The organism is Streptomyces sp. DSM 120436 (assembly GCF_055778765.1).
In genome coordinates this window covers 15,258-31,964 of sequence record NZ_JBSKBS010000005.1, presented here as the reverse complement: position 1 = coordinate 31,964, position 16,707 = coordinate 15,258, and the positions used below count along the sequence as shown (strand labels likewise).

The 16,707-nt window shown below is 70.0% G+C and carries 15 protein-coding genes; 10 read left to right on the top strand and 5 right to left on the bottom strand.

Annotation, left to right across the window (positions count from 1 at the left end):
* Positions 1–12 precede the first annotated feature (12 nt).
* The 5 genes from fabD to ACWH4W_RS32380 are packed head-to-tail and all read left to right on the top strand — an operon-like array spanning position 13 to position 7,232.
* Positions 13–3,249 carry an ACP S-malonyltransferase gene (fabD, locus tag ACWH4W_RS32400; RefSeq protein WP_030587731.1) on the top strand — a complete coding sequence of 1,079 codons (3,237 nt, stop codon included), beginning with the start codon at positions 13–15 and terminating at the stop codon, positions 3,247–3,249.
* Positions 3,250–3,263: 14 nt separating this feature from the next.
* Entirely contained in the window at positions 3,264–4,463 is a 1,200-nt protein-coding gene (locus tag ACWH4W_RS32395) for a cytochrome P450 (RefSeq protein WP_030587726.1), read from the top strand.
* Between the two features lie 14 nt (positions 4,464–4,477).
* Positions 4,478–4,897 carry an aspartate 1-decarboxylase gene (panD, locus tag ACWH4W_RS32390; protein WP_030587723.1) on the top strand — a complete coding sequence of 140 codons (420 nt, stop codon included), beginning with the start codon at positions 4,478–4,480 and terminating at the stop codon, positions 4,895–4,897.
* 31 nt (positions 4,898–4,928) lie between these two features.
* Complete coding sequence (locus ACWH4W_RS32385; RefSeq protein WP_030587720.1) at positions 4,929–5,885, top strand: class I SAM-dependent methyltransferase; 957 nt, start codon at positions 4,929–4,931, stop codon at positions 5,883–5,885.
* A 9-nt stretch (positions 5,886–5,894) separates the two neighbouring features.
* Complete coding sequence (locus ACWH4W_RS32380; protein WP_473079433.1) at positions 5,895–7,232, top strand: acyltransferase domain-containing protein; 1,338 nt, start codon at positions 5,895–5,897, stop codon at positions 7,230–7,232.
* On the opposite strand, the gene ACWH4W_RS32375 is transcribed toward ACWH4W_RS32380, so the two are convergent.
* From ACWH4W_RS32375 to ACWH4W_RS32360, 4 genes are read right to left on the bottom strand one after another with little or no spacing between them, the layout of a single operon-like run.
* A complete protein-coding gene (locus ACWH4W_RS32375; protein ID WP_473079432.1) occupies positions 7,224–7,781 on the bottom strand; it encodes a DUF2087 domain-containing protein in 558 nt (185 codons plus the stop codon). The genes ACWH4W_RS32380 and ACWH4W_RS32375 overlap by 9 nt on opposite strands.
* Positions 7,778–8,110 (bottom strand): DUF6204 family protein, encoded by a 333-nt coding sequence (locus ACWH4W_RS32370; protein WP_030587711.1) that lies wholly within the window; start codon positions 8,108–8,110, stop codon positions 7,778–7,780. Before ACWH4W_RS32370 ends, ACWH4W_RS32375 begins: the two co-directional genes overlap by 4 nt.
* Before the next feature lie 39 nt (positions 8,111–8,149).
* Positions 8,150–9,814 carry an MFS transporter gene (locus ACWH4W_RS32365; protein WP_473079431.1) on the bottom strand — a complete coding sequence of 555 codons (1,665 nt, stop codon included), beginning with the start codon at positions 9,812–9,814 and terminating at the stop codon, positions 8,150–8,152.
* A gap of 57 nt (positions 9,815–9,871) precedes the next feature.
* A complete protein-coding gene (locus tag ACWH4W_RS32360; RefSeq protein ID WP_245170720.1) occupies positions 9,872–10,486 on the bottom strand; it encodes a TetR/AcrR family transcriptional regulator in 615 nt (204 codons plus the stop codon).
* Positions 10,487–10,698: 212 nt separating this feature from the next.
* Here ACWH4W_RS32360 and ACWH4W_RS32355 point away from each other — a divergent pair, with 212 nt between their 5' ends.
* From ACWH4W_RS32355 to ACWH4W_RS32335, 5 genes are all read left to right on the top strand, one after another.
* On the top strand, positions 10,699–11,916 hold the full coding sequence (locus ACWH4W_RS32355) for a cytochrome P450 family protein (RefSeq protein ID WP_473079430.1): 1,218 nt from the start codon (positions 10,699–10,701) through the stop codon (positions 11,914–11,916).
* A 40-nt stretch (positions 11,917–11,956) separates the two neighbouring features.
* A complete protein-coding gene (locus tag ACWH4W_RS32350; RefSeq protein WP_473079429.1) occupies positions 11,957–12,739 on the top strand; it encodes a HipA family kinase in 783 nt (260 codons plus the stop codon).
* On the top strand, positions 12,736–13,131 hold the full coding sequence (locus ACWH4W_RS32345) for a DUF3037 domain-containing protein (protein ID WP_473079428.1): 396 nt from the start codon (positions 12,736–12,738) through the stop codon (positions 13,129–13,131). Before ACWH4W_RS32350 ends, ACWH4W_RS32345 begins: the two co-directional genes overlap by 4 nt.
* Positions 13,132–13,190: 59 nt before the next feature.
* Positions 13,191–14,555 (top strand): crotonyl-CoA carboxylase/reductase, encoded by a 1,365-nt coding sequence (gene ccrA / locus ACWH4W_RS32340; protein WP_473079427.1) that lies wholly within the window; start codon positions 13,191–13,193, stop codon positions 14,553–14,555.
* 202 nt (positions 14,556–14,757) lie between these two features.
* A complete protein-coding gene (locus ACWH4W_RS32335; RefSeq protein WP_473079426.1) occupies positions 14,758–15,603 on the top strand; it encodes a phytanoyl-CoA dioxygenase family protein in 846 nt (281 codons plus the stop codon).
* A 213-nt stretch (positions 15,604–15,816) separates the two neighbouring features.
* Here ACWH4W_RS32335 and ACWH4W_RS32330 read toward each other — a convergent pair whose 3' ends face one another.
* Entirely contained in the window at positions 15,817–16,572 is a 756-nt protein-coding gene (locus ACWH4W_RS32330) for a transposase family protein (protein WP_473079425.1), read from the bottom strand.
* Between the last annotated feature and the right edge of the window lie 135 nt (positions 16,573–16,707).

The window sequence follows — 16,707 nt, the reverse complement described above, 5'->3', positions numbered from 1 at the left end:
GGACCCCTCACCATGCTGACACCGGTCTTCCTCTTCGCGGGCCAGGGCTCCCAGTACCACGGCATGGGCCGGTGGCTCTACGGTGCCGAGTCGGTCTTCCGCGATGCCCTGGATTCCCTGGACGCGGTGGTGCGCGATGTCCACGGCGACTCGGTCATCGCCGCGATCCATGGCGATGGCCGCGGCGCGGAGACGGCGATGACCCGCCTGTCGCTCACGCAGCCGGCCATCTTCATGGTCGAGTACGCGCTGGCCCGCACGCTGCGCGCCCGCGGCTTCGAGCCGGAGCTGGTGCTCGGCGCCAGCCTGGGCGAGGTCGTCGCCGCCACGGTGGCCGGCATCTTCGACCCCGAGGAATGCCTGCGCTCGCTGCTGGACCAAGTGGCGCTCTTCGAGGCGGAGTGCCCGCGCGGCGGGATGCTGGCGGTCCTCGCCGACGCCGCCCTCGTCGACCGCGATCCCGCGCTGGCCGGGGCACATCTGGCCGCGATCAACGCGCCGGACAACTTCGTGCTCGCGGGCACGGCCGACCGGCTCGACGACATCGAGCGCCACTTGAACGCCTCAGGTGTGCTCTGCCAACGGCTTCCGGTGCTGTACCCGTTCCACTCACCGCTGATCGACGGCGTGCGCGGCGCGTTCACGAAGCTCGTGGGCGCTCTCACCCCGCGACCCGCCACGATCCCGCTGATCTCCGGAACGACCGGTGCCGAGGTGCACCACCCCGACTCGGACCACTTCTGGCGGGTCCTGCGCGAGCCGTTCGACCTGTCACGAGCCCTCGAACCGCTGCTGGCCCGCGACGATCTGCTCTTCCTGGACCTGGGTCCGTCCGGGTCGATGGCCAACCTGGTGCGGGCGCGGCTTCCCGAGGGCAGCCGGTCCCGGGTGTTGCCGCTGCTCTCCCCGTACGCCCGGGACGAGGTGCTGTACCAGGCGGTGCTCGACACCCGCTCGCTCCTCGCCGCACCGGCTCGACGAACCGAGGTGACCACCATGACCAATGAGACGCCCGTGGCCGACCCCGCCACCCCGGGCGACGGCTTCGACGTCTATGTCTTCCCCGGCCAGGGCGCTCAGGCCAAGGGAATGGGCCGAGACCTGTTCGACCGGTTCCCCGAGCTGGTCGAACGGGCCGACGCCGTCCTGGGGTACTCGATCCGTGAGCTGTGCCTGGAGGACCCCGGCCGCAACCTGCGCGACACCCGGTACACCCAGCCCGCCCTGTACGTGGTCGACGCCCTCACCTGGCTGGCCGCCCTGCAAGAGGGCGGCCGCCTGCCCGACTACCTGCTCGGGCACAGCCTCGGCGAGTTCGCTGCCCTGTTCGCCGCGGGCGTGTACGACTTCGAGACCGGGCTGCGCCTGGTCGCCGAACGCGGCCGGCTGATGGGACAGGTCACCGGCGGCACGATGGCGGCGGTCTCGGCCGTCGACGCCGACCTGGTCCGGGAGGTGCTGCGCGACAGCGAGCTGTCCGGACTGGACATCGCCAACTACAACGCGCCGACCCAGACCGTCATCGCGGGCCCGGCCGACGCGGTTAACCGTGCGCTTGCGCTGTTCAAGGACAAGGGCGCCCGCTGTGCCCCGCTCAACGTCAGCGCCCCCTTCCACAGCCGCTACATGGCGCAGGCCGCGGAGGAGTTCGGGCGCCTGCTGGACGCCACGCCGTTCGCCGCCCCGAAGATCCCCGTGATCAGCAACGTCGACGCCCGGCCGTACGCGCCGGACGCCGTGGCCGCCACGCTGCGCCGCCAGATCGTCTCCCCGGTGCGGTGGACCGACAGCATCCGGCTGCTGATGGGCCGAGGTGACTTCCGGGTCCGCGAACTGGGCCCGGGGCAGGTGCTGACCAAGCTGATCGCCCGGATCCGGGAGGAGGCCACCCCGCTCCGACCCGAGCCGGAACGAACCGTGGCGCCGACCGGGCCGGTCGGTGCTGCGGCGCCGCGGGGCGTGGAGCTGGGTTCGGCGGAGTTCCGGCGCGACCACGGGGTCCGGCACGCCTACGTCGCCGGCGGCATGCACCACGGCGTCAGCTCCGTCGCGTTGGTCGCCCGGCTGGCCCGCTCCGGCCTGCTCGGCTGCTTCGGTGCGGCCGGGCTCCCGCTCGCGGACGTCGCCGACGCGATCCGCGGCATCCGGGCGGCAGCCGGGGCGACCGCGCCGTTCGGGGTCAACCTCACCCATGACCCGTTCAATCCGCGCGCCGAGGCCGACATGGTCGACCTGCTGGTCCGTGAGAACGTCCGTCTCGTCGAGGCGGCCACGTACGTCGAGGTGACCCCCGCGCTGGTGCGGCATCGTCTGACCGGGGCCCGCATCCTCGCGGACGGCACCGTGCACGCCCCACGCAAGCTGCTGGCCAAGGTGACCCGCCTGGACACCGCCCGCCTGTTCTTCGCGCCGCCGCCGCGCTCCCTCGTGGCACGGCTGGTCGACGACGGACTGCTCACCGCCGAGGAGGCCGCGGCCGGCGAGCGGATCGCCCTGGCCGACGACATCTGCGCGGTCGGCGACGGAGCCGACTACACCGACCAGGGCGCACTGCCCGCGCTGCTGCCCTCGGTGCGCCGGCTGCGGGCGCAGCTCGGCGGGGTCGCCTCCGGCGTACGCGTCGGAGGTGGCGGAGGCATCGGCTCTCCGGAGTCGGCCGCCGCCGCCTTCGTACTGGGCGCCGACTTCATCCTCACCGGATCGATCAACCTCTGCACCGCCGAGAGCGGGCTCAGCGAACCCGCCAAGGACCTGCTGCCCGACCTCGACGTGCACGACACCGCGTACGCCCCGTACGGCGCGCTGTTCGAACTCGGCGGCCGGGCCCGGGTGCTGCGGAAGGGCGTCCTCTTTCACGTACGCGCCGGCAAGCTCTACGACCTGTGGCGCACCTACGACTCCTGGGACGCCGTGCCCGGCCAGATCCAGTCCCGGGTGGAACGCGACTACTTCGGCGCGGGTTTCGAGGAACTCGCGTCGCGGGTCGTCCCGGCCGGCGAGCCGGCCGACCCCAAGCGGCGGATGGCCCTGGTCTTCCGCTGGTACTGCGCCCAAGCCCAGCGGTGGGCGATCGAGGGCACCCCGGAGCGTGTCGCGGACTACCAGGTGGCCTGCGGGCCGGCGCTGGGCGCCTGCAACCACTGGCTGCGCGGCACCCCGTACGAGGCCTGGCGCGACCGGCACGCCGACGAGCTGGCCGACCGACTCATCACCGAAGCCGCCGAGATCGTCGGGTCCACCGGCGTTTAGCAAAGGAGAGCGTTGTGTCCGAGACCGTTCGTCCCGTCGACGGCCTGCCCATGACCCGTGGCACCTGCCCGTTCGACCCCGCACCCGAACTCGCCGAGCTGCGCGCGGAACAACCGGTGGCCCGCATGGTCTTCCCCGACGGCCACCTCGGCTGGCTGATCACCGGCTACGACCAGGTCCGCCGGCTCCTCGCCGCCCGGAGCATGAGCTCGCGCGGCGACCTGCTGCGAACGCCGATCCCGCTGCCGATGGCCGGGAACCGGACCGACTTGGCGCCGGGGATGTTCACGGCGATGGACCCGCCGGAGCACACCCACTACCGGCGTCGGCTGACCGCCTGGTTCTCGGCCCGCCGCACCCGGACCATGGAGCCGAGGCTGACCGAGCACGTCGAGCTGTATCTCGGCAGGATGATCGAGGAAGGCGGCCCCACCGACCTGGTCGCCGCGTACGCCGAGCCGGTCGCCGGGCTGGTGATCTGCGAGCTGCTCGGTGTTCCCGCCGACCGGCGTGACGTGTTCGTCAAGGGCATCAAGGCGCTGTTGACCGTCCACTCCAGCGCGGAGGAGGCGATCGCCGGCTGGCAGAACGTCGGTGGGCAGCTGATGGACCTGATCCGTGCCAAACGCGAAGAGCCCACCGACGATCTGCTCGGCACGCTGGTCGCCGACGGCGATCTCAGCGACGAGGAGCTGGCGACCATCGGCAGCGTGCTGCTCGTGGGCGGCTACGACACCAGCAAGAACATGATCGCGCTGGGCACCTTCGCCCTGCTGGCGCATCCCGACCAGTACGCGGCGTTGGCCGCGGACCCGGGCCTGGGCGCCAACGCGGTGGAGGAACTGCTGCGTTACGTGACGGTCATGCACGCCGGCTCGATCCGTGCGGCAGGCACCGACATGGACTTCGACGGGCACCACCTCACCGCAGGCGACGCGGTGTCCCTGTCGCTGGCCGCGGCGAACCGGGACCCGGCGCTCTGCGACGACCCGGACCGCCTCGACATCACCCGGCCGCCGGTGGCGCATCTCTCGTTCGGTTACGGCATCCACCAGTGCGTCGGGCAGCAACTGGCGCGACTGGAACTGCGGATCGCGTTCGAGGCGCTGGCCCGGCGGCTGCCCGAGCTGCGTCTGGCGACACCCGCGGACCAGGTCCGCACCAACCCCGAATCGATTATCTACGGCGTCCACGAGCTGCCGGTGACATGGTGAACGGAGACCACCCGGTGTACCGAGAGATGCTCAAGTCGAAGATTCATCGTGCAACGGTGACGCAGGCGGACCTGCACTACGTCGGCTCGCTCACGCTCGACTCGACGTTGATGGCCGCCGCGAACCTGCTGCCCGGAGAGAAGGTCGACGTCGTCGACATCGACAACGGCGCCCGGCTCAGCACCTACGTCATCGAGGGGCCGGCCAACAGCGGCGTGGTCGGCATCAACGGCGCAGCGGCCCGGCTGATCAGCCCCGGCGACCTGGTGATCATCATCTCGTACGCGGCGATGACCGAGGAACAGGCTCGCGCGTACCGGCCGAGTGTGGTCTTCGTCGACGGCGGCAACCGACCGCAGAACGTCGGTTCCGACCCGGCCGAGGTGCCCGACGGCGCCGACGACCTGATGCGCGGCGACACCGTCGACGCGTGACCGCACCGATCCGGCGAACTCGGAGACCACAATGAGCCAACCCGATGTGATGACCGCCTTCACCGCCGGTCTGGCGGACATCAACCTCGACGAGTCCAGAGCACCCCGCTCGGGGGTGAAGGCCGCCGGGATGAAGTCGGCCAGTTCCTCCATCTACGACATGGCGGCCACCCTGTCCGGTCGCGGCGAGCTGTGGAACTGGGGGATGCACGACCCTGATCTGGCAGCCGAGATCGAGGCCCGGCTGCCCGGGTTCACCGAGTTCGGCACCGACGGTTTCAGCGAGCAGCTCTACTACCTGGCTCTGCGCGATCTTCCGGACGGCTTGGACGGGTGCGCCGGCCGGGCGGTCCTCGAGGTGGGCTGCGGGACGGGCGAGGGGCTCAACTTCCTGTCCCGGCTCGTTCCCGGCGCCCGGATGACCGGCCTGGACCTGTCGCCGAAGGCGATCGCCCGGGCCGAGGCCACCCTGGCGCGGGGCGAGAGCCTGCGCTTCGTTCATGGCGATGCCGAGGAGCTGCCGTTCGAGGACTCCTCGGTGGATGTGCTGATCAACATCGAGAGCTCGCACACGTACCCCGATCTGGGCCGTTTTCTGCACGAGGCCGCGCGGGTGCTGCGTCCGGGCGGGGCGCTGTCGCACATCGACGTGTTCACCCGTCCGCGGCTGCGGACGATGCGCGGGATCACCGAGGAGATGCCTCAGCTGAAGTGGATCACCGATCACGACGTCTCCGGCGAGGTCCGCGCCGCGGTGCGCCGCCGGATGGCCCCGGGCAGCCGCTTCCGCCGCACGCTGGACCGGCAGCGGATGAACCCGTTGGTGCGCACGATCGCCACGCACAGTCAGATCCTGATGTTCGGTGGCATGTTCGCCGACTACCGGCCGCCCGCCTCGATCAAGGTACTCAGCCGGCTGGGCATCGTGCCGTGGATGAGTGGCCTGCCGATGGAGAGCTACCGGCACCAGGTCGCCGTCCGAGTGTGAGGGGGAGAAGTGACCGTACGGCTGTTCGCCGTCGCCGCCGAGACCGAGGACGGCCTGCTCGCCGCGATCCACGGGCACGCCGACCGGATCCGCGCCGGCCGGGATCTGCCCTCGCTGGCCCGGTACTGCCACGACGCGGCAGCCGGGACGACCGGCCTGGCACACCGGGCCGCTCTCACCGCCGAGTCGTACGACGACCTCGCCGCGGGCCTGGACAAGCTGGTGCAGGGGTGGGCCGACCGGACGTCGGCACCGTCGCTGTCCCGCCGACTGGGCCTGGTGTTCGTCTTCGCCGGTCAGGGCGCTCAGTGGGACGGCATGGGCCTGGAGCTGCTGGCCACCGAGCCGGTGTTCTGCGCGGCGCTGCGGCGCTGCGACGAACGGGTACGTGAGCTGGCCGGCTTCTCGGTGATCCAGCAGCTGCGGGCCGGCCCGGCGGCATCGCGTCTCGGTGAGATCGACGTGCTGCAGCCGACGATGGTGTCGTTGCAGATCGCCCTGGTGGCCCTGTGGCGCAGCTGGCACGTGGAGCCGGACGCGGTGACCGGGCACAGCATGGGCGAGATCTCCGCCGGGTACGCGGCCGGAGCGCTCAGTCTCGATGACGCCCTGCTGATCGCATGCCGCCGCAGCGCCCTGCTGCGGCGCATCGCCGGCCGGGGTGCGCTGGCCACCACCGAGCTGTCGCCCGAGGCCGCACACGCCCTGGCCGACGCCAGCGGAGGCCGTATCTGCGTCGCCGGGGAGAACAGTCCCCGCTCGACCGTGCTGGCCGGGGACACCGCCACGCTGACCGCTCTGGTCGAGGACCTCGACCGGCGCGGCGTCTACTGCCGGATGGTGCGGGGCACGGTCGCCTCGCACAGCCACTACGTCGACGAACTGCGCGACGACCTGGCTACGGCGCTGCGCTCGCTGAGCCCGGTGCCGTCACGGGTGCCGATCTACTCGACCGTGACCGCGGCGCCGGTGCCCGGCACCGAGCTCGGGCCAGAGTACTGGATGCGCAACCTGCGCGAGCCGGTCCGGTTCGCCGCCACCACCGGCCGGCTGGCCGAGGACGGCCACGAGATCTTCGTCGAGGTCAGCACCCATCCGGTGCTGCTCAGCAGCCTGCGGCAGACGCTGGAGAGCGCCGGACGGCCGGGGGAGGTGCTGCCCTCCGGCCGCCGGCGGACCGAACGCCGGGCCATGCTGTCGTCGCTCGGCATGCTCTTCACGTATGGCCGCGACCCGCACTGGCCGACGTCCGCCCCGCCGGGGCCGGCGCTCACGCCCTACCAGGCCGCCGTCCTGGAGGCCGTCCGGTGCCCGCGGTCCTCGCCGGTTGCGGCGGGTTCAGGATGACTGGCCGGGCCCGACGAGGGAGACGAGCCGGTAGGCGCCCGACTCGCGGTGCAGGAAGCCGTCGTCGACCAGGAACCGCCGCAGCGAGACCGGGTCCACGGTGGTGCCCTCGCACCACGGCCGCAGCAGATCGGTCACGGTGCGCTCGTCGTACCCCCGGTCGGCCTCGAAGGTCGTCGCCGCGACGTGGTCCAGCACGGCCCGCCGGGTCTCGTCGTCGTCCTCCGGCAGCCGGACCAGCACCGTGCCACGGACGTAGCCGCGCAGCCCGGGATCGGGCTGTTCGGCCTCCGCCTGCTCCTGCAGGCGGAGGCCGGCGGTCTCGGCCGCGGCGCCCAGGGCGGCCTCGTCGACGGCCAGCCGGCCCGGGCCCTGGGCGACGACCAGTCCCTCGCGCAACAGCCGGCCGATCGCCGGGGCGGCCTCCGGGGCGGCGAGCCCGGTCGTGGCGAGGATCTCCGCGGACGTCGACGAGCCCAGGGCTATGGCCGAGAAAACCCGCCGCAGAGCGGAGTCGGAAAGGAGAATGGTGAATGTCTCGGGCGTCATCGTCCCCGTCGCTTGATCTTGATGGTCTCCAGGTCGGTGCAGACGGACCGCAGGTCGCGCACATCGGCGCCGAGGTCCCGGACGGCGGCCGTGGCCAGTTTCTCGGCCCCGGCGACGACCTCGTCGATCTTGTCCTCGGCGTCGGCCTTCACGACACAGCGGAAGGTGAAGGTGAGCAGGGTCCGCTCGTAGGTGACGGTGCCCTCCTCGGTGAACTTCGACTGGAACAGGTCGTGCTTGTCGGCCACGGCCAGCAACTTGGCGCGCTGGTCGTCGTCGAGCGGCGCGAATTTGCCGTAGACGATGATCTGGTAATTCTTGCGGGGCATGGTGGTGGTGCTCCTCAGGTGTCGGGGGGACGGGGACGGTCAGGACACTCCCAGGCGCCGCGGTTGCCGCGGCAGCAGGAACAGCAGGCAGATCACCGCGGCCAGGCCTGCGGACGCCCAGTAGAGGGCTTCGCTGAAGGCGGCGGTGAACGTCCCGGAGTTGATGTCGGCCAGGGCGTTTCCGATCACCTCCTGCTGGGCGGGGTCATCGGTGCCGAGGGCGCGGCAGGTGTCGGGCACGGCGGTGAGGTCGGCCTGGTCGTGGGCGTCGACGGCGCAGGCGCGGATCTCGGCCTGCTGCGAGGCGACGGCCGGGACGCTCGGCAGCACCCGGTCGGCCTCCGTGCCCGCATGGGAGGCGAGGCCGGAGAAGAAGATCGCACCGATGATCGCCACGCCGAGGGCAGCGCCGAGCTGACCGGCCGCGTTGATCAGGCCGGACGCCGCGCCCGCCTCCCGCGGCTCGACGTTGTTCAGGGTCAGGCCGGTCAGCGGAGCCAGCAGCATGCCCATGCCGGAGCCGAGCAGCAGCATCGGGACGACGGCGTGCCAGGAGGTGATCGATTCGCCGGCCAGGTCGGCGATCCACGCGTACAGCAGAAGCCCGGCCATCATCAGCAGCGCCCCGGCGAACAGGCAGTTGCGCCCGTAGAGGGGGAACAGCTTGCGGACGGCGAGGTTGCCGGCGATCGGGACGCCCAGCGAGAACGGGATCGCGGTAAGACCGGTGTGCAGCGCCGACCAGCCGAGACCGCCCTGCAGGTAGAGCGTCCAGCTGAGGAAGAAGCCGGCCGGGATGCAGCTGAACAGCAGCTGCGCGCCGACCCCGGCACCGAAGGTCCGGATCTTGAAGAGGGAGAGGACGACCAGGGGCGACCTGTCCTTGGCGGTCTTGTACCGCTCGTAGTACACGAACGCCACGAGGACCGGCACGGAGGCCATCAGCGAGGCGATGCTCCAGGCCGGCCAGCCGAGTTCGCGGCCGTGCAGCAGGGGCAGCAGCAGCAACAGCAGGCCGGTGGTCACCAGCACCATGCCGACCAGGTCCAGCCGGGTGGCACGGGGCGACTTCGACTCGCGCATCCACATCGCGCCGGCGATCAGGGCGGCCGCGCCGAACGGCAGGTTGACCACGAAGACGGTCCGCCATCCCAGGCCGCCCGGATCCCAGGAGACCAGCACGCCGCCCAGCAGCGGTCCGGCGACGATGGCCAGGCCGATCATGCTGGCGTACAGGCTGACGACCCGGCCGATCTCCTCCGCCGGGAAGGTCACGTAGATGATCGCCAGGACCTGCGGCACCATGATCGCGGCGGCGATGCCCTGCAGCACCCGGGACGCCACCAGGACTTCGGCGCTGGGGGCGAAGGCGCACAGGGCCGAGGCCACGACGAAGCCGGCGACGCCGGCCAGGAAGGCCCGTTTGCGGCCGAAGATGTCGCCGAGACGGCCGCCGGTGATCAGCGTGACCGCGAAGGACAGGGTGTAACCGACGTTCAGCGCCTGGACGGCGGCCGAGGAGGCGCCGAGGTCCTCCTGGATGCTCGGGATCGCCACGGTGACGATGTTGACGTCGAGCAGGTCCATGAAAGTCGCGGCAAGCAGGACGATCAGCGCCAGCCAGCGCTTGGGGTCCGGACCGTCGGCGGCGACGGGCGGTCCGAGAGCCGCTTCCGCCGTCGTCGACTTCGCTTCCTCGCTCACGGGGGGTACTCCAGTTCTTCGGTATGGCGTGGCCGGGAGAAGGGACCGGCCGACGGCTCAGGGAGTGGTGCCGCTCTCCGGGGCGGGCGGACCGGTGGGTTCGGTGGTCCCGGCGCGGGCCAGCGCGGTCCACGACCGCATCAGCAGATCCACCACGTCCATGACGCCCCCGGCCGGGCTCTCGCCGGCCGAGAGCACGCGCTGGATGGAGAGCCCGTCGTCCAGGGCGTGCACGATCAGGGCGAGCAGCTCCACCGGCGCGGGCGGGGTGACCGAGCGGGCGGCGAAACCCTGCGTGAGGGCCTGGGCCATCGCCTCGCGGGAGCGGCGCTCGCGGTCGGCCAGCACGGACAGCACTGCAGGATCGCGCATGCCGTAGAGCCACAGCTCGGTGCGCAGGGCCAGCCAGCTCGCGAAGTTCTTGTCCCGCTCGCGGTGCCAGGTGCGCAGGTGCTCGATCGTCTCCTCGAACGAGCCGGCGTTGGCGCTGAGTGCCTGTACCTCGGCCAGTTCGCGCTCGGTGCGCTGCTCCAGGAGGGCCAGGATCAGCTGTTGCTTGCCGTCGAAGTTGCCGTAGAAGGCGCCCCGGGTGTATCCGGCGCGTTCCACGATCTGTTCGACCGAGGTGCCGTTGACGCCGCATTCGGCGAACAGGTCGGCAGCTGCCTGCAGCAGCTCCTGGCGCGTGATTTCCCGGCTCTCCTGCCGGGTGAGTCGTTTGCTGATGATCGGCCTCCTTCCGAGAACTCAGATACAGTACCGCATTCTGATACAGTCATGTATCTGAATGCTGCCTGGTTCAACCCGGAGTGTGCCGCACCGCTCGCCAGCGGCCCCCGTCAACACCCGGATCAGCGTTGTGAAGCTAGCGAATGGGGATGTTGGTGACCGGAACATTCGATTGGACGGACGTCGAGTTCGACCTGTCCGACGTCAATTTCGTGACCGACCGCGAGGCAGGGGAACGCTGGACAGGAGCGCCCCGACCGGTGTGCCCGGGCCGCTTCTCCGACGGCAACGACGTCTACGTCGTCACCCGTTACGAGGCGGTCCGCAGCCTGTTCGCCGATCGCCGGGTCAGCAACCACCCGCCGGAGGGCGTCCACCTCGACAGCATGCGCCGCCGCGGCGTGCCCGAGGAACTGCTCAAGTACTTCGACTCGACGATCATGACGATGGTGCCGGAGGACCACCGGCGCGTGCGGTCCCTGATCGACCGGGCGTTCTCGGTGCGCCGGGTCAAGTCCCTGCGCCCCCGGATCGAGTTGCTCGCGGACCAGCTGCTCGACCGGATGGACCCCGAAGGCGAGACGGACCTCGTCGCCGAGTACGCCCACCCGATCTCCACCACGGTCATCTGCGAACTCCTCGGCGTCGACGACGAGTACCGCGACCAGTGGCTGAAGTGGTCCGAGGCGTTCACCACCTTCGTCCGCCCCGACCCGGAGATCCTGCCTCCCGCGCTGCACGGCATGGTCGACACGGTCATCCGGCTGATAGGCGCGCGCCGCGCCCAGCCCGGCGACGACCTGATCTCCGACCTGGTCCAGGTCAGCGACGAGACCGAGAAGCTCGACGAGGTCGAACTCGTCGCTCTGGTCCTGGTTTTGGTGCAGGCCGGCCTCGACACGGTCCGGCACTCGATCTCGCTCAGCTTCTTCAACCTCCTGACCCACCCCGACCAGCTGGAGCTGGTCAAGACGCAGCCGGAGAACACCGTCCGGGCGGTGCGCGAGCTGATGCGCTACTCCGGCCCGATCAAGATGGCCCTGCCGCGCTTCGCCGCGGAGCCGATCGAGATCGACGGGGTGACCATCCCCAAGGACGGCCAGATCCAGCTCGTGGTCGGCGCCGCCAACAACGACCCGGAGCGCTTCACCAACCCGCGCGTCCTCGACGTCACCCGCGCCGACAACCCGCAGCTCAGCTTCGCCGCCGGCGACCACTTCTGCCCCGGGGCGTCGCTGGCCACGGCGGAGACCGAGATCGCGCTCAACAAGCTGTTCGCGCGCTTCCTCGACGTGCGTCTGGCCGCCGACCCCGACGACGTCGGCCCGCGCTTCTTGAAAGCCGTCACACGACTGCCCGTTCGGCTCGTGTGACCACCGTTTCCATGCCCGACAACGACCAGCAGGATGAGTTTTGTTGCAAAGAGTATTAGGAACGCAGTACCTGACCCCTCTGCGTGAGGGCGGATCGCTGCCCGGCTTGGTAGAAGCCGACAACGACGGCGTCTACGTCGTGAAGTTCCGTGGCGCCGGCCAGGGCACCGCGGCCCTGGTCGCGGAGATCGTCGTCGGCGAGCTCGGCCGGCGACTCGGCATCCGCGTCCCCGAACTCGTCACCGTCGACATCGACCCGGAGATGGCGCGCCGCGACCCCGACCAGGAGATCCAGGAGCTGTTGCGGGCCAGCGCCGGCGAGAACCTGGGCATGGACTTCCTGCCCGGGTCGGTCGGTTACGACGGTATCGGGTGGGAGCCGCCCGCCGAGGAGGCCGCCAGGATCTACTGGCTGGACGCGCTGACCGCCAACGTCGACCGTACCTGGTCCAACCCCAACCTGATCATCTGGCACCGCCAGCTCTGGGCCATTGACCACGGTGCCGCACTGTTGTTCCAGCACTCCTGGCCGGCCGTTGCCGCCTGGGCCGAGCGCCGGTACGACCTGTCCCAGCACGTGCTCGCCGACCTGGTCGCCTCCCTCGAACCGGCCGTGCTCGCCAAACTCGACGCCGAACTCGCCGAGACGGTGACCGCCGAGGCGCTGACCGAGATCACCGCCCTGGTCCCGGACAGCTTCCTGCTGGGCATGAACTCCGTACCGCAGGACGCGAATCCGGCCGACCTGCGGCAGCGCTACGTCGACTACCTGCTCACCCGATGCGCCGGCTCCCGCGCGTGGTGGCCGCAGGAGGACGCATGACCACCGCCACGCCGTCCGTCCTCAGCTTCGACTACGCCCTGCTGCGCGCCGTCCCGCGAGTCGACCGCAGCGAGCAGATCAACGTCGGGGCGCTGCTCTACTGCCCCGGCGCGGACTTCCTCGGCGCCGCGGTCCACATCGACGCCGACCGGCTTCGAGCGCTCGACCCCGACATCGACATCGACATGGTCACCGCGGCCCTGGACACCATCCGCGCGGTGTGCGCGGGCGGCCCCGAGGGCGGCCCCGCCGGGGCCGGCACGCGCGGGGAGCGCTTCGGCTGGCTCACCGCACCCCGCAGCACCGTGATCCAGACCAGTCCCGTGCACGGCGGGCTCACCACCGATCCGGCCGCCGAGCTCAAGCGCCTGATGGGACGGCTCGTGCACTGACCCGGGCGGCGGCCCGCCGGTCCCCCTGCTTCCGCAGTCGCGTACACGGAGGAACACAGATGCAAGACATCATCAGCGCCGTTCTCGACCCGGACACTCGGCCGGAGGACTTCACCGCACTGCCCGTCCCGGAGAGCTACCGCGCGGTGACCCTGCACGCGGACGAGGCCGAGATGTTCGTCGGAGTCGCGGCGCAGGACCGTGATCCGCGCCGGTCGGTGCACCTCGACGAGGTCGCCGTTCCCCAAGTCGGGCCCGGTGAGGCGCTGGTGGCGGTGATGGCCAGCTCGATCAACTACAACACCGTGTGGTCCTCGCTCTTCGAACCGTTGGCGACCTTCACGTTCCTGGCCCGGTACGGCCGCCGCTCACCCCTGGCCCGTCGTCACGACCTGCCCTACCACGTCATCGGCTCCGACCTCTCCGGAGTCGTGCTGCGCACCGGGCCCGGCGTGTTCGCGTGGAAGCCCGGCGACGAGGTCGTCGCGCACTGCCTGTCGGCCGAGTTGGAGGCGCCCGACGGGCACAGCGACACGATGCTCGACCCGGACCAGCGCATCTGGGGGTACGAGACCAACTTCGGCGGCCTGGCCCAACTGGCGCTGGTCAAAGCGAACCAGCTGATGCCTAAGCCGGCGCACCTGACATGGGAGGAGGCGAGCACGCCCGGTCTGGTCGCCTCCACCGCGTACCGGCAGCTGGTCTCCCGCAACGGCGCCCAGATGAAGCAGGGCGACAACGTGCTCATCTGGGGCGCATCCGGCGGCGTGGGGGCGTTCGCGACGCAGTTCGCGCTGGCCGGCGGCGCGAACCCGATCTGCGTGGTGTCCAGCCCGGCCAAGGCCGCCATCTGCCGGGCGATGGGCGCCGACGCGGTCATCGACCGCGCCGATGAGGGCTACACGTTCTGGAAGGACGAATACACACAGGACCCGGCGGAATGGAAACGGTTCGGCCGCCGGATCCGGGAGCTCACCGGCGGGGAGGACCCCGACATCGTCTTCGAACATCCCGGCCGGGACACCTTCGGCGCCTCGGTGTACGTCACCCGCAAGGGCGGCACCATCGTGACCTGTGCATCCACCTCCGGCTACCGCCACGAGTACGACAACCGCTACCTGTGGATGTCACTCAAACGGATCGTCGGATCGCATTTCGCCAACTACCGGGAGGCGTGGGAGTCCAACCGCCTCATCGCCAAAGGCAAGATCCACCCCACCCTTTCCCGAACGTACGCCCTGGAACACGCCGGTCAGGCAGTCGACGACGTGCACCGCAACCGGCACATCGGCAAGGTCGGCGTGCTGGCCCTGGCACCGCACGAGGGGCTGGGCGTCCGCGACACCGCGATGCGCGACAAGCATCTCGACGCGATCAACCGATTCCGGCAGACGGAGTCGTCGCAAGACCGTGAACTCGTATGACCGGCGATCCCCGCTGAACGAGGAGACACCACGTGCCCGTACGCGACCGCGACCCGGAGCTGCTGCCCCGATCTACCAGCAGACCGGGGCAGCGGGCACTTCGGCCGGGAGCTGCCGGACCTGAAGTGGGAGAGCACCAAGCGCGCCCAGAGCCTCAAGGACATCGCGTCCTGAACCGCACGCCTTCATGGAGGGGAAACAAATGATCAACAAAAACCTCGTCACGGTCCGCTCCGACGCCGATCTCGACCGAGTCTGCAATCTCCTCGAACAGGATGGTGCAGTCGTCGTGGAGGAGTTCCTGGACCCCGACACCCGACAGGCCCTCTGGGCCGACCTGGGGCCCGCGCTGGAGAAGTTCAGCTACGGCGACAATGATTTCTCCGGCCACAAGACCAAGCGGATGTCCTCGCTGTTCGCCCGTAGTCGGCATATGGCCACCGTTGCGCTGCATCCGTTGTTCCTCGGTGCTGCCCGCCGGCTCATTCAGCAGCCCGTGCCGGTGTGGTTCAGCGGTCAGCAGGTGAACATCTCACCCAACATCCAGGTCAGCGCAACCCAGGTGATTCAGATCTGGCCCGACGAGGGTGCGCAGTGGCTGCACCGCGACGATACCTCTCACCTGCGGCCCTACCCCGCCCCCACCACCCGGGTCCAGGTCATGGTCGCGATGACCGATTTCACTGCGGAGAACGGCGCGACCATGACGATCCCGGGAAGTCACCGCTGGGACGACGAGCGGGCACCCCAGCGCGACGAGGCGGTGCCGGCCGAGATGCCGGCCGGATCCGCGCTGATCTGGCTCGGCGGTCTCTATCACGGTGGCGGGCGTAATGCGTCCACCGAGCCGCGTACCGGGCTGACCCTGTCGTATATCGCCGGGAACATGCGACAGGAGGAGAACCAGTATCTCGCGGTGCCGATGGATGTGGTCCGCGAGTACCCCGAAGAGTTGCAGCGTCTGCTGGGCTACGACGTCTGTCCTCCGTTCCTCGGCTGGTACGAATCCAGTAACCCGCACACCCTGCTCGCCGAGCGCGCCGGTTGACGAGTTTCCCGTGTCGGCCGTCATCCGCCTTCGACTTCCGAAGTTGAAAGACTGAGGATCTCGGCTTCCCTTCCCATGCGCGCTGGCCGGCCTCTCCCCCAGTAACGGGTAGCACCTCGCTGTAGCCGTCGGAGCGGGACCAGCATGAAGATCTGGTAGGCAGCAGTGACGACGATGACGTTGTGCCGCTTGGAAAGTGAGCCTTTTCCAACCTCACGCTGATGCGTGGTGAAGGACGAGGACGGCCTTCACCACGTCGGTGATTCGGTTGGTGCTGCAGCGGAGCTTCCGCAGGAGGCGCCAGCCCTTGACGGTGGCCATGGTCCGCTCGCCGAGGCAGCGGATCTTGGCGTGGGTGGTGTTGTGGCGACGCTTCCATCGCTTGAGGCGGCGGCCCCGAAACGGTACGCGGACGGATCCGTCGGCGCCTTGATATGCCTTGTCCGCCCAGCATTTGAGTTCCGCATCGGCGAGGGCTTCGATGATGCCGTGCTGCCGCGCGGCGGTCAGGTCGTGAGTCGAGCCGGGCAGAGCCGGCGAGGCCCAGAGCAGCCGTCCGAACGGATCGGTGAGAACCTGGACGTTCATGCCGTGGCGTTTGTGTTTCCCGCAGTAGTACGGGGTGTCGGCGGCGATGCGGTCGATCGGCAGCAGGGTGCCGTCGAGGATCACGAACGCCTTCGTCCGGATCGTCTTCATCGCCTCGGCCAGGGACGGGGCGAGGGCGGCCAGGGCCTCGACGGCTTCACGTATGTAGCGGTAGACGGTCGCGATCCCGATGTCGAACCCGGCAGCGAGCTGGGCGTAGGTGTCACCGCACCGTAGACGGGCCAGGGCGAGCAGTGCCTGACGTGCGGCGGGAAGGCGCCGCCACCGCGTTCCGATCTCCTGCCGCCGGGCTGCCAGTTGTCCGGCCAGGAACCGCAGGGTGCGGCTGGACAGATCAATCGAGGACGGGTAGAAAAGCACGCGAAGCTCCTGGCGGATAAGGGTGATCTTGGTCGAGAACCCGTCTACCAGGAGCTTCGTCGTTGCGCAGGACAGTCAAACTCGCGGTCAGACACCGCAGCTTGAAAAGAGCTCACTGCCCCCGTCGTGGCCGAT